The 21,467-nt window shown below is 62.1% G+C and carries 23 protein-coding genes; 11 read left to right on the plus strand and 12 right to left on the minus strand.

Going from position 1 to position 21,467, the window contains the following annotated elements:
• Nucleotides 1-72: 72 nt before the first annotated feature.
• From K3174_RS15655 to K3174_RS15665, 3 genes are read right to left on the minus strand one after another with little or no spacing between them, the layout of a single operon-like run.
• Nucleotides 73-438 carry a VOC family protein gene (locus tag K3174_RS15655; protein WP_221560378.1) on the minus strand — a complete coding sequence of 122 codons (366 nt, stop codon included), beginning with the start codon at nucleotides 436-438 and terminating at the stop codon, nucleotides 73-75.
• Nucleotides 435-2,525: a RelA/SpoT family protein gene (locus K3174_RS15660; protein WP_221560379.1), complete on the minus strand. Its 2,091-nt coding sequence runs from the start codon at nucleotides 2,523-2,525 to the stop codon at nucleotides 435-437. Before K3174_RS15660 ends, K3174_RS15655 begins: the two co-directional genes overlap by 4 nt.
• Nucleotides 2,526-2,582: 57 nt before the next feature.
• On the minus strand, nucleotides 2,583-4,490 hold the full coding sequence (locus tag K3174_RS15665; protein WP_221560380.1) for a M1 family metallopeptidase: 1,908 nt from the start codon (nucleotides 4,488-4,490) through the stop codon (nucleotides 2,583-2,585).
• A 285-nt stretch (nucleotides 4,491-4,775) separates the two neighbouring features.
• Here K3174_RS15665 and K3174_RS15670 point away from each other — a divergent pair, with 285 nt between their 5' ends.
• From K3174_RS15670 to K3174_RS15680, 3 genes are read left to right on the plus strand one after another with little or no spacing between them, the layout of a single operon-like run.
• Nucleotides 4,776-6,233 (plus strand): cytochrome ubiquinol oxidase subunit I, encoded by a 1,458-nt coding sequence (locus tag K3174_RS15670; protein ID WP_221560419.1) that lies wholly within the window; start codon nucleotides 4,776-4,778, stop codon nucleotides 6,231-6,233.
• The gene (cydB, locus tag K3174_RS15675) at nucleotides 6,223-7,230 is read left to right on the plus strand and encodes a cytochrome d ubiquinol oxidase subunit II (RefSeq protein WP_221560381.1); all 1,008 of its coding nucleotides are present in this window, start codon (nucleotides 6,223-6,225) and stop codon (nucleotides 7,228-7,230) included. The genes K3174_RS15670 and cydB overlap by 11 nt, the downstream gene beginning before the upstream one ends.
• Nucleotides 7,227-7,337, plus strand: a complete 111-nt coding sequence (locus tag K3174_RS15680) for a DUF2474 family protein (RefSeq protein WP_247712235.1) — start codon at nucleotides 7,227-7,229, stop codon at nucleotides 7,335-7,337. The genes cydB and K3174_RS15680 overlap by 4 nt, the downstream gene beginning before the upstream one ends.
• Here K3174_RS15680 and hemF read toward each other — a convergent pair whose 3' ends face one another.
• A complete protein-coding gene (gene hemF, locus K3174_RS15685) occupies nucleotides 7,338-8,195 on the minus strand; it encodes an oxygen-dependent coproporphyrinogen oxidase (protein WP_221560382.1) in 858 nt (285 codons plus the stop codon). It lies immediately after the preceding gene.
• A gap of 44 nt (nucleotides 8,196-8,239) precedes the next feature.
• Here hemF and pdeM point away from each other — a divergent pair, with 44 nt between their 5' ends.
• From pdeM to K3174_RS15720, 7 genes are all read left to right on the plus strand, one after another.
• On the plus strand, nucleotides 8,240-8,944 hold the full coding sequence (gene pdeM / locus K3174_RS15690; protein ID WP_221560383.1) for a ligase-associated DNA damage response endonuclease PdeM: 705 nt from the start codon (nucleotides 8,240-8,242) through the stop codon (nucleotides 8,942-8,944).
• A gap of 136 nt (nucleotides 8,945-9,080) precedes the next feature.
• Nucleotides 9,081-9,599 carry a translation initiation factor IF-3 gene (gene infC, locus K3174_RS15695; protein ID WP_221560384.1) on the plus strand — a complete coding sequence of 173 codons (519 nt, stop codon included), beginning with the start codon at nucleotides 9,081-9,083 and terminating at the stop codon, nucleotides 9,597-9,599.
• 69 nt (nucleotides 9,600-9,668) lie between these two features.
• Complete coding sequence (locus K3174_RS15700; protein WP_221560385.1) at nucleotides 9,669-10,253, plus strand: hypothetical protein; 585 nt, start codon at nucleotides 9,669-9,671, stop codon at nucleotides 10,251-10,253.
• A 43-nt stretch (nucleotides 10,254-10,296) separates the two neighbouring features.
• On the plus strand, nucleotides 10,297-11,706 hold the full coding sequence (locus K3174_RS15705) for an SLC13 family permease (protein ID WP_221560386.1): 1,410 nt from the start codon (nucleotides 10,297-10,299) through the stop codon (nucleotides 11,704-11,706).
• Between the two features lie 220 nt (nucleotides 11,707-11,926).
• Nucleotides 11,927-13,234, plus strand: a complete 1,308-nt coding sequence (locus tag K3174_RS15710; RefSeq protein WP_221560387.1) for a cystathionine gamma-synthase family protein — start codon at nucleotides 11,927-11,929, stop codon at nucleotides 13,232-13,234.
• Nucleotides 13,235-13,238: 4 nt separating this feature from the next.
• Nucleotides 13,239-14,144 carry an ATP-grasp domain-containing protein gene (locus K3174_RS15715; protein ID WP_247712236.1) on the plus strand — a complete coding sequence of 302 codons (906 nt, stop codon included), beginning with the start codon at nucleotides 13,239-13,241 and terminating at the stop codon, nucleotides 14,142-14,144.
• Nucleotides 14,137-14,928: an SDR family NAD(P)-dependent oxidoreductase gene (locus K3174_RS15720; protein ID WP_221560388.1), complete on the plus strand. Its 792-nt coding sequence runs from the start codon at nucleotides 14,137-14,139 to the stop codon at nucleotides 14,926-14,928. The genes K3174_RS15715 and K3174_RS15720 overlap by 8 nt, the downstream gene beginning before the upstream one ends.
• Nucleotides 14,929-14,937: 9 nt before the next feature.
• On the opposite strand, the gene K3174_RS15725 is transcribed toward K3174_RS15720, so the two are convergent.
• Nucleotides 14,938-15,471, minus strand: coding sequence for a J domain-containing protein (locus K3174_RS15725; protein WP_221560422.1), 534 nt, complete (start codon nucleotides 15,469-15,471; stop codon nucleotides 14,938-14,940).
• Nucleotides 15,472-15,615: 144 nt separating this feature from the next.
• Here K3174_RS15725 and K3174_RS15730 point away from each other — a divergent pair, with 144 nt between their 5' ends.
• Complete coding sequence (locus tag K3174_RS15730; protein WP_221560389.1) at nucleotides 15,616-15,765, plus strand: hypothetical protein; 150 nt, start codon at nucleotides 15,616-15,618, stop codon at nucleotides 15,763-15,765.
• Nucleotides 15,766-15,827: 62 nt separating this feature from the next.
• Here the strand turns inward: K3174_RS15730 and pal are convergent, their stop codons facing one another.
• The 7 genes from pal to galE all read right to left on the minus strand — a co-directional run bounded on the left by pal (nucleotide 15,828) and on the right by galE (nucleotide 21,363).
• Nucleotides 15,828-16,337 carry a peptidoglycan-associated lipoprotein Pal gene (gene pal / locus K3174_RS15735; protein ID WP_221560390.1) on the minus strand — a complete coding sequence of 170 codons (510 nt, stop codon included), beginning with the start codon at nucleotides 16,335-16,337 and terminating at the stop codon, nucleotides 15,828-15,830.
• 75 nt (nucleotides 16,338-16,412) lie between these two features.
• The gene (gene tolB / locus K3174_RS15740) at nucleotides 16,413-17,810 is read right to left on the minus strand and encodes a Tol-Pal system beta propeller repeat protein TolB (protein WP_345719672.1); all 1,398 of its coding nucleotides are present in this window, start codon (nucleotides 17,808-17,810) and stop codon (nucleotides 16,413-16,415) included.
• Nucleotides 17,807-18,619, minus strand: coding sequence for a cell envelope integrity protein TolA (tolA, locus tag K3174_RS15745; RefSeq protein ID WP_221560392.1), 813 nt, complete (start codon nucleotides 18,617-18,619; stop codon nucleotides 17,807-17,809). Before tolA ends, tolB begins: the two co-directional genes overlap by 4 nt.
• A 9-nt stretch (nucleotides 18,620-18,628) precedes the next feature.
• A complete protein-coding gene (locus K3174_RS15750) occupies nucleotides 18,629-19,105 on the minus strand; it encodes an ExbD/TolR family protein (RefSeq protein WP_221560393.1) in 477 nt (158 codons plus the stop codon).
• Nucleotides 19,105-19,803: a protein TolQ gene (gene tolQ, locus K3174_RS15755; RefSeq protein ID WP_221560394.1), complete on the minus strand. Its 699-nt coding sequence runs from the start codon at nucleotides 19,801-19,803 to the stop codon at nucleotides 19,105-19,107. Before tolQ ends, K3174_RS15750 begins: the two co-directional genes overlap by 1 nt.
• Entirely contained in the window at nucleotides 19,800-20,264 is a 465-nt protein-coding gene (locus K3174_RS15760) for an acyl-CoA thioesterase (RefSeq protein ID WP_221560395.1), read from the minus strand. The genes tolQ and K3174_RS15760 overlap by 4 nt, the downstream gene beginning before the upstream one ends.
• A gap of 88 nt (nucleotides 20,265-20,352) precedes the next feature.
• Nucleotides 20,353-21,363 carry a UDP-glucose 4-epimerase GalE gene (galE, locus tag K3174_RS15765; protein WP_221560396.1) on the minus strand — a complete coding sequence of 337 codons (1,011 nt, stop codon included), beginning with the start codon at nucleotides 21,361-21,363 and terminating at the stop codon, nucleotides 20,353-20,355.
• Nucleotides 21,364-21,467: the final 104 nt, after the last annotated feature.

The following is a 21,467-nucleotide window of genomic DNA, read 5'->3' on the forward strand; positions in this document are numbered from 1 at the left end:
CCGATCAGAGCTTCGCCGCCATGATCTACCTCGCCGCCGCAATCCTCAATTCAAAATGAATCCCCACAGACCCTAGATCTTCTGCATCAGCTCGATGCGATTGCCGAAAGGGTCGGCTATGTCGCCGCGCACATAGCCTGCCAGCTTCTTGCCCGGCTTGTAACGGATGCCCGCCTTGCCGAGCTTCGCGACCAGCGCCGACAGGTCGCTGACCAGCAGCGCCGGGTGCGCCCGGCGCGACGGCAGGAAGCCATCCTCCACCCCGCAATGGATCGCCACCCCGTCACCTTCGAACCAGCAGCCGCCATTGACCGCCAGATGCGCAGGCTTGGCGACTTCCTGCAGCCCCATCACATCGACCCAGAAACGCCGCGCATGCGGTTCGCCGCCATGCGGCATGGCGAGTTGCACATGGTCTATGCCGAGAAGCGCGCTCATACACGCTCCGCCTGAGCGATGGAATCGCTCGCACGCAATGCGCTGAGGATGCGGGTAAGGTGGGGCACGTCCTGCACTTCGAGATCGATCTCGTAAGTCGTGAACGGATAATCGAGCTGGATCTGTTCAAGGCTTTTCACATTGACGTGGTTCTGCGCGAAGATCCCGGCCATCTCGGCCAGTGTGCCGGGCCGGTCGTAGAGCGTCACCCGCAACCGACCGACGGCGCCGCGCGAGCGCTTGCCCCAGGACAGGTCGAGCCAGTCGCTATCGATCCCGCTGGCCAGGCGGTGGCAGTCTATCGTATGCACTTCGACACCTTCGTTCGGTTTGCGCAGGCCGACAATGCGGTCGCCCGGCACGGGGTGGCAGCATTCGGCCAGCCGGAAGCCCACTCCCGGCGTCAACCCGCGGATAGAGAGGGCTTTGCCGCTCTTCGCCCAGTCTGGCTCGTCCTCCAGCTCGGCCGTGCTTCCGGGGACGAGTGCCTCCATGACATCCCGATCGGAAATCTTGGCCGATCCGATGGCGTAGTAGAGATCTTCCTCTTCCTCCATCTCCAGTCGCCGCAGCGCTTCGCGCAACGCCTTTTTGCCGATTCTCGCCGGCACGCGCAGAGCGATCTCGTCGAAGAGTTTCTTGCCGATCTCGGCAATTTCGGCGCGCTCCTTCAAGCGTACGGCGCGCCGGATGGAGGCTCTTGCCTTTCCGGTAACGACGAAGCCGAGCCAGCTCATCTGCGGATCGGCCTGCGCACTCTTGATGATCTCGACCACGTCTCCATTGTTGAGCTGGGTACGCAGCGGCATGTGCCGCCCGTTGATCTTCGCGCCCACGGTCTGCGCGCCAAGATCGGTGTGCACGGCGAACGCGAAATCCACCGGGGTCGCACCTTTGGGCAGTTGGAACAGCGCGCCCTTGGGCGTGAAGGCGAAAATGCGGTCCTGGTAGATTGCCAGGCGCGTGTGCTCGAGCAATTCTTCCGGATCGTGACTGGCATCGACGATCTCGATCAGATCGCGCAGCCAGGCGACCTGCCCATCGGGCCTGTTCCCCTGTTTGTAGGCCCAGTGCGCGGCAAAGCCGAATTCGTTCACGCGGTGCATTTCGCGGGTGCGGATCTGAACCTCGACCCGCATCGATTTGCCGTAGATCAACGATGTGTGGAGCGAACGATACCCGTTATTCTTCGGGGTGGAGATATAGTCCTTGAACTTGCCCGGCAGGAACTGCCAGGTCGTGTGCAGGACACCCAGCGCCCGGTAGCAGTCGGCCACATCCTCGCAGATAATGCGGAAAGCCATGATGTCGGTAACCTGTTCGAACGAAACATGGCGTTCGGCCATCTTGCGCCAGATCGAATAGGGGTGCTTCTCACGCCCCGAAACCTCCGTGGTGATCCCGGCCTCGGCCAAGGCGTGCTTCATGTCGAGCGCGATGGCATCCACTTGCCCGCCATCCTCGCTACGGATCTGGTCGAGGCGCTTGGTGATCGTGTTGTAGGCTTCGGGCTCTAGCTGTTCGAAAGCGAGCATCTGCATCTCGCGCATATACTCGTACAGACCGATCCGTTCCGCGAGCGGAGCGTAGATGTCCATCGTCTCGCGCGCGATCCGCTGGCGCTTTTCGGGATTCTTGATGAAGTGCAGCGTGCGCATATTGTGCAGCCGGTCACCCAGCTTGACCAGCAGCACCCGGATATCCTCGCTCATGGCGAGCAGGAACTTGCGCAGATTCTCTGCTGCACGCTCGTTTTCCGGCATCTGCTCGATCTTGGAGAGCTTGGTCACGCCATCCACGAGCCGCGCTACGTCGACCCCAAAATTACGCTCGATGTCGTCGATCGTCGCCAGCGTGTCCTCGACCGTGTCGTGCAAGAGCGCGGTCGCGATTGTTTCCTGATCGAGCTTGAGATCGGTCATCAGACCCGCAACCTCGACCGGGTGGCTGAAATATGGATCGCCGCTCGCACGCGTCTGCGTGCCGTGCTTTTGCACGGTATAGACGTAGGCGCGATTCAGCATCGCCTCATCGGCATCGGGGTCGTATTCCTTGACCCGTTCCACAAGTTCGTACTGGCGCAGCATCGTGATTTACGATGTGAGGATTTGCCGCTTCAATGCAACGCTAAAAGCGTGCGGTGGCTAATCGGCAGCGTTCATCACCCGGTCTACACCGGCGCGCGTTACCGAATGATAGCTATTGCGCGTCTTGGCGTAGATCCGCGTAGCGATCGGGCGCCCCCAGTCGCCTTGGTCCCAAAGGGTCTGGAACAGCGGACGGACGAACTTGGCACGGCCCACTTCGGCCAGAAACTCCTCGGCCTGAGGTACCGCAGGCTCATAGCGGTTGACGAGAGCGAGTTCGAGCCACAGGAACAGGATTTCGTTGTTCCCCGCGTCGGAAAGACCGACTGCGCTATCTAGCGCGGCAAGCTGCTCGGCACTGCGCTGCTTGGGGATATTGTCGAGGAAGCGCATCTGTTCGGCCGCGCTCCAACTCGAATAGGTCGCGGGAATCGCTCCGCTGGCAGTGTAGGCTGAAACAGCCGCATCGACTTCCGCAAAAGCCGCAGGATCCGGGCGCGCGACATTCGCTGGCAAGCCCGGTTCGAAGATCCACTCCCGAAGCTTCAGCGCTTCGCCTTCCGCGGCCGAGCCGACGAGGTTGGCCATCATGTCCTCGTAGAACAACTTGCTGGTCGCGGGCTGGAAGGCGTGATTGTCGAACCACTGGCGCAGCCAGGCATCGAACCGCTCGCGGCCAACGATACGTTCGACTGTGCGCAGGAAGAAGTGCCCCTTGTCGTAAGTGATCGCGCTGCCAAGTTCGTCTGTGCCCGGTTCATGGTGAAGCGCACTGCCCGGCGCATCCATGCCTACTTCGCGCAGTGTTTCCTCGATGCCGGCAAAGGCAAGCGCGGCCTCCTGCTCGGCGCGCTTCCTGCCATAGACCGCCTCCACGATGCGGTTCTCGAAATAGGACGTGACGCCTTCGTTCAGCCAGCTGTCCTCCCACACCGCATTGGTGACGAGATTGCCCGACCAGCTATGCGCCAGTTCATGCGCGACAAGGCCATTGTTCGACCGGTCGCCCGCGATGAAGGTTGGCGTCAGGAACGTCATCACGGGATTTTCCATGCCGCCATAGGGGAACGCCGGCGGCAACACGATCATGTCGTAGCGGCCCCAGCGATATTCGCCGTAGAGCTGCTCGGCGGCGAGGACCATGTCTTCGGTATCCCCGACCTCTTGCCATGCCCGCTCCAGCGTCGCGGGTTCCGCCCAGACGCCGGTGCGTGGACCGATCGCCCTGAAATCGATATCGCCGGCCGCGATCGCGATAAGATAGGGCGGCACCGGTTTGTCCATCACGAAAGTGAAGGCGCGGCGGCCATTGCCAAGCTCTTCCGGCTCGCCCTGCCGTACCCCGCTCATCACCACATCCAGCGGTTTGGGCGCAGTAATGCGCGCCTCCCAGGTCTGCCTGATGCCGGGACTGTCTTGCGTGGGTATCCAGGTGCGGTTGAGAATCGCCTGGCCCTGGCTGAAGAGGAATGGATGGACGCCGCCCTTGGTTTGTTCCGGGCTGAGCCATTGGAGCGCCTCCGCGTCGAGGGGGGCCATGTACTCGACGCGTAACGTGTTCGCGCCATCCAGCGCGATCGTCAACGGTGCGCCTTTGCCGCCTTCTTCGACATTGCCGCCGATCTCATATCGCAATTCGCGACCCGCTCCGTCGGTCACGTTCGATATCTCCAGCCCGTTGCTGTCGAGAACAATCTCCTCGGCACCCGGCTGCGCGAGAACATCGAGTTCGGCCACACCGCCAACCCGTTTGGCATCGAAATCGAGATCGAGATCGAGCCTGACATGCGTTACCCGCGCGATCTGCGGCTGGGCATAGGTCAGGTGGTCCACGGCTTCCGGAGTGGTCAGGATAGGCGAAACCATATGGTCCGCGGCAGCGGCAGGCATCGGCGGGGCTGCCTCCATCGTCGTACAGGCGGCACTGGCGAGCAGCATGGCGAGCGGGGCAGCAAGGCGGCGCATGGGCAGATCTCCAATTCGTATGATGCCGGATGCGCGACCCGGCTCGTCTCATGTCTATGCGGGGTCCTATTGCCGATCCGGCCGGTGCACGCCAGCCCCGGCGCTGAAATCGTAGCCATGGGCGTAGCGATGCGATGAAAGCGGTAGCAGCGAGCGGCAGGTCTATGCGCACGATGATTCCGCTCACCGCAGGACGTGCCTGAGCGACGAAGTTGCATGGCGCGCAACAAACGGTGCGTACTGGCGGCTGGAACTGACCGGATCACTGGTTTATGCGAGATTGCCATGTTCGACGGTTTCGATGCGCTGCTGCTCGCCCGGATCCAGTTCGCCTTCACGGTGAGCTTTCATTTCATTTTTCCGGCCTTCTCGATCGGACTGGCGAGCTATCTCATGGTGCTCGAAGGCCTGTGGCTGAAGACCGGCAAACAGCTTTACCTCGACCTGTTCAAATACTGGCTCAAGATCTTCGCCATCGCCTTTGCCATGGGCGTCGTATCGGGCATCGTGATGAGCTACCAGTTCGGGACCAACTGGTCGGTGTTCTCGGACAGGGCCGGGCCGGTAATCGGGCCGCTGATGGCTTACGAGGTACTGACCGCCTTCTTTCTCGAGGCGGGGTTTCTGGGCGTCATGCTGTTCGGAATGAACAAGGTCGGCAAGGGCCTGCATTTCGCCGCCACCTGCATGGTCGCCTTCGGCACCTTCGTATCGGCCTTCTGGATTCTTTCGGTCAATAGCTGGATGCAGACGCCGGTGGGTTTCGAAATGGGTGCGAACGGGGAGTTTCTGCCGGGGCCAAGCTGGTGGGACATCGTCTTCAACCCCAGCTTTCCCTATCGCCTCGTCCACACGGTCCTCGCCGCCTATCTCACGACCGCTTTCGTGGTGGGCGGCGTCGGCGCCTGGCATCTGCTGAAGGACCGTACCAACGCCCATGCGCGCACCATCTTCTCGATGGCGATGTGGATGGCAGCGCTGGTCGTGCCGATCCAGATCTTCGCCGGGGACATGCACGGCCTCAACACGCTGGAACACCAGCCCGTGAAGGTCATGGCGATGGAGGGGCATTACGAAAGCCATCCGGATGGCGCACCGCTTTACCTGTTCGGCATTCCCAACGACAAGGAGCAGCGGCTGGACTATGCCGTGGGTATTCCCAAGGCTTCCAGCCTGATCCTCAAACACGATCTCGATGCCCCGTTGGCGGGGCTGGACAAGGTGCCGGACGACGAACAGCCGCCCGTCGCGATCGTGTTCTGGAGTTTCCGCGTGATGGTCGGGATCGGTTTCCTGATGCTGGGCGTCGGCCTTTGGAGCCTGTTGGCGCGATGGCGCGGCAAACTGTATGACTGGCGCTGGTTGCACCGCGCCGCGCTCGTCTTGGGGCCTAGTGGCTTCGTCGCCGTGATTGCCGGCTGGATTACCACGGAGGTCGGCCGTCAGCCCTGGGTGGTCTATGGCCTGCTGCGCACCGCCGATGCCGCCAGTCCGCTCGACGCGCCCGCTGTGGGCGCCTCGTTACTGGCTTTCGTGGTCGTTTACTTCGCCGTCTTCGGGGTCGGCACCTGGTACATCTTGCGACTGATGAAAGCGTCGCCGCAAACCGGAGAGAAGGGCGTCAAGCGGACCGAGAAGGGGCCAGTGCGCACGGCCGGCATTACACCCGGCCCGACGCAAAACCCCGGCCGCGATCCCGATGCACTCCCCTCAAGCGATGAGGAAGCGACCGATGGCCGTTGATTTCGATCTCACCGTCGTCTGGGCGTTTATCATCGCCTTCGCCGTCTTCGCCTATGTCGTGATGGATGGCTTCGATCTCGGCATCGGGATTCTCTTCCCGAGCTTCGCCGTCGGCAGCGAACGCGACCGGGCGATGAACTCGATCGCACCGGTGTGGGACGGCAACGAGACATGGCTGGTGCTGGGTGGCGGCGGCCTGTTCGCCGCCTTCCCGCTGGCCTATGCAGTGATCCTGCCGGCCACTTATCCGCTGATTATCGCCATGCTGCTCGGCCTGGTCTTTCGCGGGGTGGCGTTCGAGTTCCGTTGGCGCGATCCGGCGCACCGGCGGGTCTGGGATTTCGCCTTCACCGGAGGCAGCCTCCTTGCAGCGATGGCGCAAGGGATGACGCTAGGCGCGCTGTTGCAGGGCATCGAAGTGGTCGACCGTGCCTATGCGGGTAGCTGGTTCGACTGGTTTACCCCCTACACGCTACTCACCGGAATTGGCACAGTCGCGGGCTACGCATTGCTCGGCGCGTGCTGGCTGGTGTGGAAACTCGATGGCCAGGCACAGGCGCATGCGCGCACACTGGCGAAGCGCGCGGCCTGGGCCACCTTCCTGCTGATGGGTTGTGTCAGCATCTACAATCTCGGCCTGCGGCCCGAATATGCCGATCGCTGGCTGAGCGCGCCCGAAATCTACTACGCCGCCCCGGTGCCGATTCTGACCGGCCTCGTGGCGCTGGCGCTGCTGCGGGCACTCTCGGTCGAGCGGCATTCCAAGCCGTTCTGGCTCAGCCTTGCGCTGTTCCTTCTCGGCATGGCCGGTCTTGGCGTCACGATGTGGCCGTATGTCGTTCCACCGGGGCTGACCATCTGGGATGTCGCCGCGCCCGAGCGCAGCCAGGTCTTTATGCTGATCGGCGTCGCCATCACCATGCCGCTGATCATCGCCTATACCGCCTGGGCCTATTGGGTCTTCCGCGGCAAGGTTGCGGATGAGGGGTACCATTGAGCGAGGCCCCGTTCTGGAAGCGTCTCGGCTGGATGGCATTGATCTGGCTGGCAAGCGTCAGCGTACTGGGCGCCGTGGCCTATGCCTTGCGGTGGTGGCTTAACTGATCAGTTCCACACCGCTTCGGGCGGCAGGCTCATGAGGATGGCATCGATATTGCCGCCGGTCTTGAGACCGAACAGCGTTCCGCGATCGTAGACGAGATTGAATTCGGCGTAACGCCCGCGCCATTCGAGCTGGATCTGCTTGTCCTGCGGAGTAAACTCGCTCTCCATCCTGCGGCGGACCAGGCGGGGGAAGATGTCGAGAAATGCCTCGCCCACCTCCCGGGTAAAGGCGAGATTGCGCGCGAATGCGGCATCGTCCTCGCATTCGAGGTGATCGTAGAATATCCCGCCAACCCCGCGATGAACGCCGCGGTGCGGGATGAAGAAATAATCGTCCGCCCACTTCTTGAAGCGTTCGTAATACGTTGGATTGTGGGCGGAGCAGGCGGCCCGCAACCGCGCGTGGAATTCCTCGGTGTCATCCACATAGGGAATCGGCGGGTTCAGGTCGGCCCCGCCGCCGAACCACGCTTTGCCCGTGGTGAGGAAGCGCGTGTTCATATGCACCGCCGGCACATGCGGATTGGCCATATGCGCAACCAGGCTGATGCCCGTCGCGGTGAAGCCGGGATTATCCGCGCTCGCGCCATTGACCTGGCCGGCGAATTCCGGGCTGAAACTGCCCTTGACGGTCGAGACGTTGACGCCGACCTTTTCGAACACCCTGCCCTTCATCAAACCCTGCACACCGCCGCCGGGATCGGCGTTACCCTCCTCCTCTCGATCCCATGGCGTGTAGTGAAAGGCGGCGTTCGAACCGGCTTCGCGCTCGATCGCCTCGAAGGCATCGCAGATGCGGTCGCGGAGACTTTCGAACCAGCTGCGGGCTACTTCGGTCTTCTGGGTTGTCTCGGTCATCGCACCCACTTGCCAAAGCGCGCCCCGCGCGGCAATAGCGGCACATGGTTCCCCTTTCGTTCGCCGGCGAGGAATGGCTTCTGACCGAAGGCCGCGCGCTGTACTGGCCGCGCGAGCGTGCTTTGCTCGTTGCCGATCTGCATTTGGAGAAAGGCAGCTTTTTCGCACGGCACGGCCAGCCGATCCCACCCTATGACAGCCGCGAAACGCTCGAACGCGTAGCGCTGGCGATCCGCGAAACGGGTGCGCGGCGGGTGATCACGCTGGGCGACAATTTCCACGATTCGGATGGCTCTGCCCGGTTGGAGCCGCATGCGGCAGGCATGCTCGACGCCCTGACACGCGCGGTCGATTGGGTCTGGATCACCGGTAATCACGACCCCGATATGAATGTGCACTGCGGCGGTACGCTGGCCGAGGAACTGGAGATAGGCGGCGTGATCCTGCGCCACCGTGCGCATAAGGGTGAGACGCGCCCCGAACTTTCCGGCCACTACCACCCGCGCCTGCAGATCAAGGTCCGCGACCGCCATATCCGTAGACCCTGCGCCGTGGTCAGCGCCAATGACGGTCCCGGCGGCAAACCGACCGGCCGCATGATCCTGCCGGCTTTCGGCGCCTATACCGGCGGCATGAACGCGGCCGATCCCGAGATCCTCAAGGCTCTGCAGCCGGCCGAACGGATCGATGCGGTGGTGCCGGCAAAAGGCAAGCTGGCGCGCTTCAACCTGTGGAATCGCGCTGCCTAGGTGCAACGGTGGGCATGGAAACTGCGCCACATGCGCATAACACACTTCCGAATCTGCGGAACAATGCCTACATGCGCCCTTTGATTATACGGCTACCAAAGGAGATTGCCCCATAGCCCGTCCACCCCGGCGCAGCATGCAAATGCCCGTGAAAAGCGGCCCGCGCTACGATAACATGATCAATGTGCCGAAGGTCCGCGTGATCGACCACGAAGGTGAGAACCTCGGCGTTATGTTCACCCGCGAAGCTGTCGAGCAAGCCAACGATCTCGGCCTCAACCTCGTCGAAGTGTCCCCCAATGCGGACCCGCCGGTGTGCAAGTTCCTCGACGTCGGCAAGTATCGCTACGAGGCGCAGAAGAAGGCGAACCTCGCACGCAAGACCCAGAAGACGCAGGAAATCAAAGAGATCAAGATGCGTCCGAACATCGACGATCACGATTACGATGTGAAGATGCGCAATGTCGTCAAGTTCATCGAACATGGCGACAAGGTGAAGTGCACACTGCGCTTTCGCGGCCGCGAAATGGCGCACCAGCAGCTTGGTATGGACCTGCTCAACCGCGTCCGCGACGATGTGGAGGAAATCGCCAAGGTCGAAGCCTTCCCGCGCCTTGAAGGCCGCCAGATGGTCATGGTGCTGGCGCCCAAGTAAGCGACTGACACCATTGCAATAAGCGATGAACCGGGGAACGCGGCCTGCCGCTCCCCGGTTTTGCCGTGTATGAAGCATGTTTTTGCGACAGGCGCTCTCGCCGTCCTCGTACTGTCCGCCTGCAATCAATCCGACCCTGCTGGCGACGAGCCGACCGTTGCCGATCTCGAAGGCCAGCCGGGAGAGATAGCGCCGCCAGTTGCTCCCCCGCCGCCCGACGGTAGCGTGGACGGCGAGAACGATGGATATCCCAATCTCGACCCAGCCCCGCTCACTCCGGAAGCCGAACGCGGCGAGACCGGCGCCCGCAATGTCCTGCTGTCCTTCGCCCGCGCCATTGAGCTGCGCGAATTCGATCAGGCGTGGGGCATGCTCGACGAAGGCGATCAAGCGAAATGGAGCAAGGCCGAATGGCGCGCGCTTTTTGCCGGCCTCGGCGAAATCACAGTTGCGGTACCAAGCGGCACGATGGAAGGCGCGGCGGGATCGTCCTACTATACCAGTCAGGCCACGATTACCGCGAATGACAAGGAAGGCCGCCCCGTACGCTATGAAGGTCCGGTCGTGCTGCGCCGGGTAAACGATGTGCCCGGCGCCAGTGCAGAGCAGCTACGCTGGCATATCGACAGCGTGCAGTTCGACTCGACGCACTAGCCCCGCCCTTTCCTGCCTGTTAGCAGAGCGAGCGGGAGTGTGGATGATCGCTAGACATTTCGGATTGCTGCTGGGCGCGCTCGCATTGCTGGCCAGTGCCGTGCTGCCGGCACCTGCGGGCATGAGCCGCGAGGCATTCCTCGTCGCCGGCCTGGTCGTGCTGATGGCCGCCTGGTGGATGACCGAGGCGCTGCCGCTGACGGCGACCGCGCTGATGCCCTTCCTCGTCCTTCCTTTCGCGGGCGTAATGGACGCGCGCGAGACCGCGAGCGCATATTATTCGCCGATCCTGTTCCTGATCCTCGGCGGCGCCTTCATCGCCCTCGCCATCGAGCGTACCGGTCTGCATCGTCGCCTCGCGCTGGCTCTGCTGCGCATGGTCGGCAAGCGCGGCGGTCAAACCGGTGTGCTGCTGGCCTTTATGGGCACTGCGGCGATCCTGTCGATGCTGATTTCCAATACCTCGACTGCGCTCATCATGATGCCGATGGCGGTGGCCGTCCTGCGCGGCGGCGGATCGGAGGATGGCGACAGCGAAGGTCTGGCGGGCGCGCTGCCCATGGGCATCGCCTTCGCCGCCAGCATCGGCGGGCTGGGCACACTGGTCGGATCGCCGACCAATGCCATCGCCGTGGGTCTGCTCGACACGATGACCGGGACGCGCATCACCTTTGCGCAATGGGCCTATTACGGCTTGCCCGTTGTCATCATCGGCGTCCCTCTTGCCGCGCTGCTCGTCGCCCGGGTCCAGCAGGTCCGCACCCACCCCTTCGACACCGCTGTCGCACGAACCGCGATCGACACGCATGCCGAATGGAGCTCCGCCGAAAAACGCCTGGTTCCCGTGGTCGTCATTACCTTTCTCCTGTGGATGGGTCAGATGTGGATCGCGCCGTATTTGCCGGAAGGCTCGCTGACCGATGGGACGATCGCCATCCTGATGGGCCTGACGCTGTTCCTGCTTCCCGATGGCACCGGGCGACCGATGCTCACTTGGGACGAAGCCAATCGCGCTCCGTGGGGCGTCATCATGATGTTCGGCGGCGGACTTGCGCTTGCTTCGGGCATGAGCGCGAGCGGGCTGGACGAATGGCTTGGGCAGGCGCTGCTGCCGCTCGAATCGTGGCAGCTGGTGTTCGTCGCCCTCGCAGTGGTCGCAATGGTGGTGCTGATCACAGAGTTCGCCAGCAATGTTGCAACCGCCAGCGGGATCATACCAGTGGTCGCAGCGCTGGTTGTAGCGCTGGGGGCAGATCCGGTACTGCTCGCCATGCCCGCCGCGCTGGCTGCCAGCTGGGGATTTATGCTGCCCGCCGGGACTGGGCCCAACGCCATCGCCTGGGCCACGGGCCGCATCCGCATCGAACGGATGGTCAAGGCAGGATTGCTGCTCGATCTGTTCGGCATCTTCATGATCGTCGGCGTGGTCTGGGGAATGAACGCGTTGGTCTAAACGCACGTTCGTACCCGAATTCTGCTCGCCGTCGCAGCGTGCCGATTGAGCCTTTTGAAGGGCCCGGCGGAGTTGAATCCAAACTCTAACCAAACTAGGTGCAACGCGAAAGCGTCGACCGGTGGAGAAGCGTTCCTGCGGAGGTTAGGGACGGGTGCCCCGGACGGTTCGATCGGCTCTCGCCTTCCTGAGAGCGTACAATAGGAAGGATGCTCTTCTCATGAGCGATCACGACATCGATCCCACCTCACCGCGTATGGCTCCCAAGCCGGAAGTCACCAAAATCGCCGGACGCGAACTGAAGCCCAGCACGTTGATGATGGGACACGGCTTCGACCCCGTTCTGTCGGAAGGCAGCCTAAAGCCGCCTATTTTCCTGACCTCGACCTTCGCCTTTCCGAGCGCTGCCGACGGCAAGCGCCATTTCGAAGGTATCACTGGCAAGCGCCCAGGCGGCGCGGACGGGCTGGTCTATTCGCGTTTCAATGCGCCCAACCAGGAAATTCTCGAGGATCGCCTGTCCGTCTGGGACGGCGCGGAAGACGCGCTGAGCTTCTCCAGCGGCATGACCGCAATCTGTGTGCTCATGCTCGCTTATGCCAACCAGAACGATGTGATTGTCCATTCCGGCCCGCTCTATGCCGCTTCCGAAGGCTTCGTGGCCAAGGTCCTGGCGAGGTTCGGCGTGACCTATGTCGACTTCCCCGCTGGCGCGACACGCGAACAGATCGACGCCGTGCTCGAGAAAGCCAAAGCGAAAGCCGCCGAGCAAGGCGGCAAGGTCTGCATGGTCTATCTCGAAAGTCCGGGTAATCCGACCAATGCGCTGGTCGACGTCGAAGCGGTGAGAGCCGCGGTGGACGATGCGCAGCTTGATTGCCCGATCGCGATCGACAACACATTCCTCGGCCCGCTGTGGCAGCGCCCGCTCGATCAAGGAGCGGATATCGTGGTCTACTCGCTGACCAAATATGTCGGCGGCCATTCCGACCTTGTCGCGGGGAGCATTGCCGGGGCGAAGAAGTGGATGGACCCGGTACGCATGCTGCGCAACACGATGGGCGGCATCTGCGATCCGAACACCGCCTGGATGCTTTTGCGCTCGCTCGAGACGGTCGAACTGCGCATGCAACGCGCGGGCGATAACGCTGCCAAAGTATGCGAGTTTCTCGCGGGTCACTCCAAGGTCGAAGGCCTCGGTTATCTGGGCATGATCAAGGATGCGCGCCAGCAGGACATCTATGACCGCCACTGCAGAGGTGCGGGCTCGACCTTCTCCTTGCTGCTAAAGGGAGGCGAAGCCGAATGCTTCCGCTTCCTCGATAGCCTGAAGATAGCCAAGCTGGCTGTCAGCCTTGGCGGAACCGAGACGCTGGCCAGCCATCCAGCGTCGATGACGCACCTTTCCGTTCCGGAAGGACGCCGCGCGGAGCTGGGGATATCGGACAATCTCGTTCGCATCAGCATCGGTATCGAGGATCCGGACGATCTGATCGCCGATTTCGAACAAGCGCTGGAGGCGGTTTGAAGCCTTGCCCCGAAGGATCGGCTTTCTAGCCTGTGCCGATACGCTCCCCGGCGACGGACCTCGTCGGGGAGACGCGTTCGAACACGATCTCGAGATCGCAGCCCTGCGCCCAGCCTGCGAAGCCGTCGGCCTCGAACTGGTCGAAATCGACTGGCGCGCGTCCATCTCGGATTTCGACGGCATCGCGCTTGTCCTGTTGGGCACGGCTTGGGACTATCAGGACCACACCGAGAAATTCATCGCGAAGCTGGATGCTTTGTCGGACCATGGCATCCAGGTTTGTAACCCACCCGAAATAGTTCGCTGGAACGCGGACAAGCGATATCTCGAACAACTCGCTGCCAGCGGCGCAACCACTGTGCCGACACTCTGGCTCGACGACGTCGACAAGGCGGGTGTGCTTTCCGCGATGGACAAGTTCGGTACCGATCGCGTCGTGGTAAAACGACAGGTCGGCGCTGGCGGGCTCGGGCAGCACAGCTTCACCCGCTGCTCGTTACCTGAGGAAAATTGGTCTATGGGCCATGCCTGCATGGTTCAGCCTTTTTTGCCAAGCGTGGTCGAGGAAGGCGAATATACGTTCGTGTTCGTCGATGGGGCCTTCAGCCATGGCGTTCTCAAGCGCGCGGGTGAGGGCGAATATCGCATCCAGTCGCTCTATGGCGGCTACGAATGCGACTATGTGCCCGCGCCGCGCGATCTGGCCACGGCAGAGGCAGTCGTCGCCGCGTTGCCATTCGAGCGACCGCTTTACAGCCGAATAGACATGGTGCGTCTGCCATCGGGCCAGCTTGCGGTAATGGAGGCGGAGATGATCGAACCCTATCTCTATCCGGAGCAGGGGCCTCAATTGGGCGATCGAATGGCTGGGGCCATCCTCGAACGTCTCGAAGGAGCTTCCAATGGCTAAGAGGGTATTTCTGGTAATCGGTGCAGGCGCGGGTATCGGTGGCCACACAGCCGGACGCTTTGCGCGCGGCGGCTATCACGCAGTGCTGGCTCGGCGCTCAGACGAAGCGGGGCTGACAAAGCTCGTCGAGGGGATCCAGGAACAGGGCGGCAAAGCTACAGGTACATTGCTCGACGCCGCTGCCGATGGGACGATAGAGGAACTCATCGACAGGGTCGAACGCGATATTGGCCCAATCCACACTGTGCTTTACAATCTTGGCGCGCAGATCGGGAACCGCACTCTCGCCGATACTCCGCACCGCACGTTCGAACTGGGTTGGCGTCTCGGCTGCTTCGGTCTGTTTCGCCTCGCCCACGCGGTCACCCCGCATATGGCAGCGCGCGACAACGGCACAATCCTCGTCACCTCGGCAACGGCCGCAGTGCGCGGCAATGCCGGGCAGCACAGCCATGCCGCGGCGATGGGCGGCAGGCGCATGTTGTGCCAGACGCTCAATGCAGAGTTTGCGCCGCAGGGCGTGCATGTGGCGCATGTGGTGGTCGACGGCTCGGTCGATGCGCCAGACACGCTAGGCAAGCTGCTCGGCGAGCGGTTCGAAGCCTACAAACAGGCCAAGGGTGTGGACGGCGTGGTCGATCCTGCAGCGTTAGCCGAAACCTATTGGCACCTTGCGCACCAACCGCGCAATTGCTGGAGCCACGAGGTGGATGTGCGTCCCTATACCGATGTGCCATGGTGGAACGACAATCCCAACCCGGGGATCGATACCAAGCCCAAATAGCGCCCGCGTTCAGCCCTTCCACTCGCGCCGTTCTTCGGCGGCCTTGAGCACTTCGTAGGCAAGTTGGAGCTTCTGAAATTCCGCCGCCGCTTCCTTGTCGCCTGGCTTGACGTCGGGATGAACAGTCTTGGCCTTTTCCCGCCAGCCCTTCTTTATCGCGGAGAAATCGGCGTCCGCTTCGAGTTCCAGCACTTCGAGCGCCCGCATCTCGTCGGCACTGCGCGATCCGTCACCGCTACCGCTCCAGCCGTAATGCTGCGCTTCGGCGTAACCGGCATTCTCGCTCCGCTCGGCCTTGGCTCGAGCTTCTTTTTCGGCCTTGTCCAGCCCTTCGAAATAGTCCCACTTCTGGTTGTACTCGGCCGCATGCTTTTGGCAAAACATCCAGCGCTCGGGACTGTTCGGTGCCTTGGGCGCCGGACAGTCTCCCGGCTCTTCGCAACCATGCCGGTCGCACAGGCGTACGGTCGTGGCCTCACGAGATGAGCCGTAGCCGCGCCAGCGCGGGAAGCCCCAATCGTTAGATCGACGCGCTTTAGGCACAAGCAAGTATAGTCGTTTGTCGATTGAGCATCACGGTCAATCTAGGTGGGCTGGCAAAAGGTGCAAGGCTGCAACAATCGGTTTCGATATGAAATGCTGCATCGCAACCGAGATTTAACAGTCAGGCGTTAGAGGCCCCGTTCTATGAGTGAACAGCTAACTCTTTCCGCACTCGCTGCCATCATGTCGATGGCCGCCTTTGCGCTTATTGCAGGCCTGGGCGGGTTTTCAGGCGGTCATGCCGAATATCACGTTCGCAATGGCCCAATGGCGGAGCTGTACGCAGTCCGTTAATCACGCAAGCCGCCAGCTTACATCAAAAAGGGCTCCCACTATCGGGAGCCCTTTTCGTGTAATCAGTTGATCGTAACCGTCGCGGCGCGACGATTCTGTGCCCAAGAGGCCTCGTTCGACCCAAGGGCGACCGGGCGTTCTTTGCCATAGCTGACGGTGCGGATGCGATTTGCCGGAATACCGACGGAGACGAGATAGTTCTTTGCCGAATTGGCGCGACGCTCGCCAAGAGCGAGGTTGTATTCGCGCGTGCCACGTTCGTCTGCATGTCCTTCGATGGTGAAACTCACCTGCGAATATTGGCTGAAATACTGCGCCTGACGCTGCAGCTTGGTCTGATCTTCGGCATCGATGTCGAAGCGATCGGTATCGAAATACACGACGGTATTCTGCTGGCCAACGGCGTCGACGAAATGCTGCTGCGACCCGACCGCAGGCCCCGAAGGTGCCGGCGTCGGCGCAGGAGTGGTTTCTGCCGGAGGCGGAGGAAGTTCCTCGGGCGCCTTCTTCTGACAGGCAGCAAGCGCGATGGTCGATGCGAGCATCAGACCGGTAGCAACACGAGTATTCATAGGCTGTCCCCTTTTAAACAGCTTGGTTGATCGGTTTAGCCCCCCGAATTCATTCCCTGCCGTAATCAAATGCAGTTACGGCAGAATCGGTCCCCAGGCAGGGTCCGAAGCATCGACCGGAGTCGGGAGTCTGCGAAGGTTTTCGCCGGTCAGATCGACCTGATACAGCGTTGCCTTGCCGCTGTTGCGTTCGGTGCGAAAGAACTGGATGATGCGACCATTCGGTGCCCATGTCGGGGCTTCATCTTGCCAGCCATTTGTCAGCACGCGCACGCTGCCGCCCGAGGGCGTCATGACAGAAATGTTGAACGAACTTGAATTAGTGAAGGCGATCTGGTCGCCGCGCGGGCTCCACTCGGGCGTGGCACAGCGCGATCCGCCGAAGCTGATGCGACGCTGGTTCGTCCCGTCGGCATTCATCACGTAACACTGCTGCGCACCGGAACGATCGCTTTCGAACACGATTCGGCTGCCGTCGGGAGAATAGGACCCGCCGATATCGATCCCTGGCGTATCTGTCAGACGAGTGCTTTCCCCACCGCGCGCCGAAACACGATAGATGTCCGTGTTGCCGCCGACCGCCATCGAGTACAGCAGCCAGTTGCCGTCCGGGCTCCAGCGCGGGGCGAATGTCGGGTTCGTGCTCTGCGTTATCAGCGTCTGGCGTCCGGTGCCGATATCGTAGACATAGATACGCGGATTGCCATCGACATAGCTGAGATAGGACAGCTTCTTGTAGTCTGGCGAATAACGTGGCGTCAGTGCGGTCGATCGACCCGTTGTAATGAAGCGGTGATTGGCCCCGTCACTGTCCATGATGGCAAGGCGCTTGGTACGGTTATCCTTCGGCCCCGTTTCGGCGATATAGGCGACACGACTGTCGAAGAACGGGCTCTCGCCGCTCAGGCGCGAATAGATGAGGTCGGCGCATTTATGTGCCGCGCGGCGCCAGTCGGCAGGCGGCACGACCCAACCTTCGCGCACCAGCTCGCTCTGCAAGGCCATGTCGTAGAGATAGCAGCCGACCGTCAGCTTGCCGTCGGTCCGTCCACGAACATAGCCATGCACGAGCATTTCCGCACCACGGTTCGACCAGGTCGGGAAATTCGGCGCAGTGATCTCGGGGAAAGCGGGTTGCGGGAGGGCATCGGGGCCGGTCGGCTTAAATAGTCCATTGTTGCGCAAATCGGCCGTGATCACGCGGGCCAGTTCCTTGCCCAGCGCGGCCGTGCCGGAGGAATTGGCAGGGGTCGAAACGTCGCGATCGGTCGCAAAGCCGGGAATGGCGATACCGAGATCGTCGAGATTGCCTTCGAAGCTGACGGAGCCCGACAGGCCCTCGCCCTCGTCGATCGTCTCGACCTCTCCGCCTTCTGGTATCGGTTGCCCGAGATCCTGATTCTGTGCGGCTTGATTCTGCGCGTAGAGAGGGGCGGCCAGAAGTGCCGCCGCGGCAATAAGTACATACTTCACTGGGCCAGTCTCCAGTCGAAATCCACGGTAATGACTTTCCATGCCTCGTAATACTCTTCGGGCAGGTCGAAGGGCGCAGCCACCTGTACAGCACGCACGGCCTGTTCGCCATGCCGACCAGCCTGCGCCCGGTTGGTATCGTTGACGCCACTTTGTCCCGCCACACTTGGAGCGCCGGCTAACGAGCCGTCGGGATTGAGGCGGAAGCGGACCTTCGTCACGATCTTCTCTACGTCCGGTCCGCTCGGCGGCTGCCAATGAGGCCGAAGCTGCCGTGCAACAGACTGGAACAGGGAAGCCTTGGTACTTGCGCCGATCTGCGATGCCGGAGCACGCGTCTCGCTGGTGCGAGTGCTGTCACCGGCGCCTTCGAGGAAATTGTCGCCGAGACGCGAACCGCCACTGCGTTGACTGCTCTGCTCCCGCGGTTGCGTGCGCGGCGGGTCGGGACGGCGCGGACGCGGTTCGGTGCGCGGCTGCGGCGCCGGGGTGCGCGTGTCCCGCTGCGGCTGAGGTGCCGGAACGGGCCGTTCGATCTGCGGAGGCACAGGCCGTTCCTGAGCCGGGGCGGGAGCCGGATTGGGCTCCATCGTAGGGGCGGTCGAGGCGCGGCTTTCGGTCACCGGATCAGGCGCGGTCGCTTCCATGCCGACGTCTTCTGCAAGGCTGACCGTCATACGCTGCGGCGGATCGATCACCGGTGCGGGAAACAGGCCCTGCACGATCAGCATCGCCAGAAGCGCAAGATGCAGCACGACCGCGACGATCAGTCCGGTCCGCTCCTCTGCCCTGATGCCTGTCCTCTCCATGGCCCGCGGCTATTCCTCGCCAGATGAACCGTTGTTGACCGATGCGGGCGCAGCGCTGTTGGTAATCAGCGAAATTCGGTTGAGCCCCGCCCGGTTCAGTTCGCCCATCACCGCCATGACGCGCCCATAATCTAGCGCGCGATCGGCGCGCAAAGTGATATCAGGCCCCTCCTCGCCAGCACGCGGCAGGCTCTCGAGCGCCTGCGGCAGGCCACCAAGTTCGACCGGGACATCGTCGATATAGACATAGCCCGCTTCGTCGATGCTGATGGTCACCTGCTGCTGATCGTTCGGCAGTTGCGAAGCGCGACTGTCGGGAAGATCAATCGGCACTCCTGCGGTCAGCAGCGGGGCAGTGACCATAAAGATGATCAGCAGCACCAACATCACGTCGACAAAGGGTGTGACGTTGATTTCGCTCATCGGGCGCCGACGCCCGCCGCGCCCGCGCCGCGTCCCGCGCGAAGAGGCGAGCCCCATCGCCATCAGCGCGCCTCCAGCTGGCGGCTGAAGGTGGCGTTGAGCTTGTCGGCGAAACGATTCAGGCGCGCCTCGTACCGGTCGACCCGGTGGCTGAAGCGGTTATAGGCAATAACCGCCGGAATGGCCGCAAACAGGCCGATGGCAGTCGCGAACAGCGCTTCGGAAATACCCGGCGCGACGACGGCCAGCGAACTGCTTTCCTGCGCTCCGATCTGGAAGAAGCTGTTCATAATGCCCCATACGGTTCCGAACAGACCCACGAAAGGCGCGACCGAGCCCACAGTGGCGAGAAAATTGAGCCGCTCGGCGATATCGTCCGTTTCGAGCGCGATCTGGCTGTCCATCGCGGTGGTGATGCGGCCGCGCAGAGCTTCCGGATCTCGCACCGACGTCTTGGTCGAGCGGCGATATTCGGACACCGCGGCCTGCGCTACCCGTGCGGCCGGAATGTCCTTGTTGCCACGTTCGGAGGTGAAACGGTCGAAGCTCTCCGCCTGCCAGAATTCGCCTTCATACTCGATGGTCCGGCTGCGCAGTCTGGACATGCGCAGGCTGAAACTGACGATGATCATCCATACCCAGATACTGGCAAGTAGCAGACCTGCCATGACCAGCTGGACGACGATGTCGGCGTCGAGGAAAAGACGGATCGGATCGAGCCGGGTCGGTGCCGCGGCGACTAGAAGTGTAAGCGAGCTCATTGTTCCCCTTGCTCGACAAATTGCGCGAAGGCCGCGCGCCATTCCTCAGGCTGGCGCTTGGGCCGGCCTGCGGGTGAAACGAAGCCGACGCGCAATTGTGCCTCGGCCAGAAGTTCGCGCTCTCCATCCGCCAACCTGAACGCAAGCTGGTGCATCCGGCAGGAAGCGGCCTTCAGCTCCGTGCATCGCGTCTCGATCAGCACATCATCATCAAGCCTGGCGGGGCGGAGATATCTCAGATTGATCTCGGACACCGCATAGGCCCCATCGCTCGCCTCAATCGCTGCGCGCTGATCGATCTTCAACTGGCGAAGCAGGTCGCTGCGAGCCCTTTCGAACCAGCGTAGGTAATTCGCGTGATAGGTGATGCCCGAAAGGTCCGTATCCTCGTAGTAGACGCGCACGGCGTAAAAATGCCGGTCGCGATCCAGTGTTCCGTCGGGGAGAGTGGGCAAGGTCATGCGCAAGCGCAGCTTTTAGACGAGGCGGGAGTCCCGCCGCAATGGAGAACGACGAGAGGATGTTCCCGTGCGGCCGGCCGGATCGCGCTCATTCTCCACGCATCTCGGACAATTTGCGCTCCCATTGCAGTGCATGGGTGATGATATCCCCGAGATCGGCATATTTCGGTTGCCAGGGAAGCGTGGCGCGGATGCGCGAGGGGTCCGAAACGAGCTCGCCCGGATCGCCCGCGCGGCGTGGCTCCAGGCGCCGATGGATTGTCTGGTTGGTCACCCGGTCCACGGCATCGAGCACTTCGAGCACCGAAAAACCGCTGCCGTACCCACAGTTCATGGTCAGCGAGCGCTCCGGCTGTTCGATCAGCGCCTCGAGCGCGAGAAGATGCGCATTCGCAAGGTCGCTGACATGGATATAGTCGCGCACGCCGGTGCCATCGGGTGTCTCGTAATCCGTGCCGAAGACCGCGACCCCGTCACGCTTGCCGGTCGCAGCCTCGCACGCCACTTTGATCAGATGGGTGGCACCGGCGGTCGACTGACCGGTCCGCGCGTCAGGGTCTGCGCCCGCCACATTAAAGTATCTGAGGGCGCAGAAGTTGAAACCGTGGGCGGCACTCGCATCGGCAAGCATCTGCTCGGTCATCAGCTTGGACCAACCGTAAGGATTGATCGGTCGCTTCGGGCTATCCTCCGATATCGGCGAGCTTTCGGGTGTGCCATATGTCGCAGCGGTCGAGCTGAAGATGAAATGCTCCACACCGCCCGCTACCGCAGACTCGATGAGAGCGCGACTCTTCACCGTATTATTGTCGTAGTATTTGAGCGGGTTCTCAACCGATTCGGGCACGATGATCGATCCGGCGAAATGCATGATCGCCTTGATGCCCTGTTCGGCGATGATCTGTTCGAGCAAAATCGAATCGGAAATGTCGCCCTCATAGAGCGGTACATCCTCCGGCACGGCAAAAGCGAAGCCCGTCGATAGATTGTCGATCACCGCCACCGGCCAGCCCGCATCGCGCAGGGCGAGAACCGCATGACTGCCGATATACCCTGCCCCGCCGGTCACCAGCACGGGCACTTTCTTCGTCTCGCTCATGGCGCGCGAATTAGCACAGGATTTGGTAACGGCAACGCCCTAGAGCAGCGCGCACCATGTCCCGGTGCGGATTCGCTCGCCCATGCGTTGTCAGAGCAGGCATT

Origin of the sequence: Qipengyuania qiaonensis, from assembly GCF_019711515.1 — a bacterium.
Lineage (GTDB): Bacteria > Pseudomonadota > Alphaproteobacteria > Sphingomonadales > Sphingomonadaceae > Qipengyuania > Qipengyuania qiaonensis.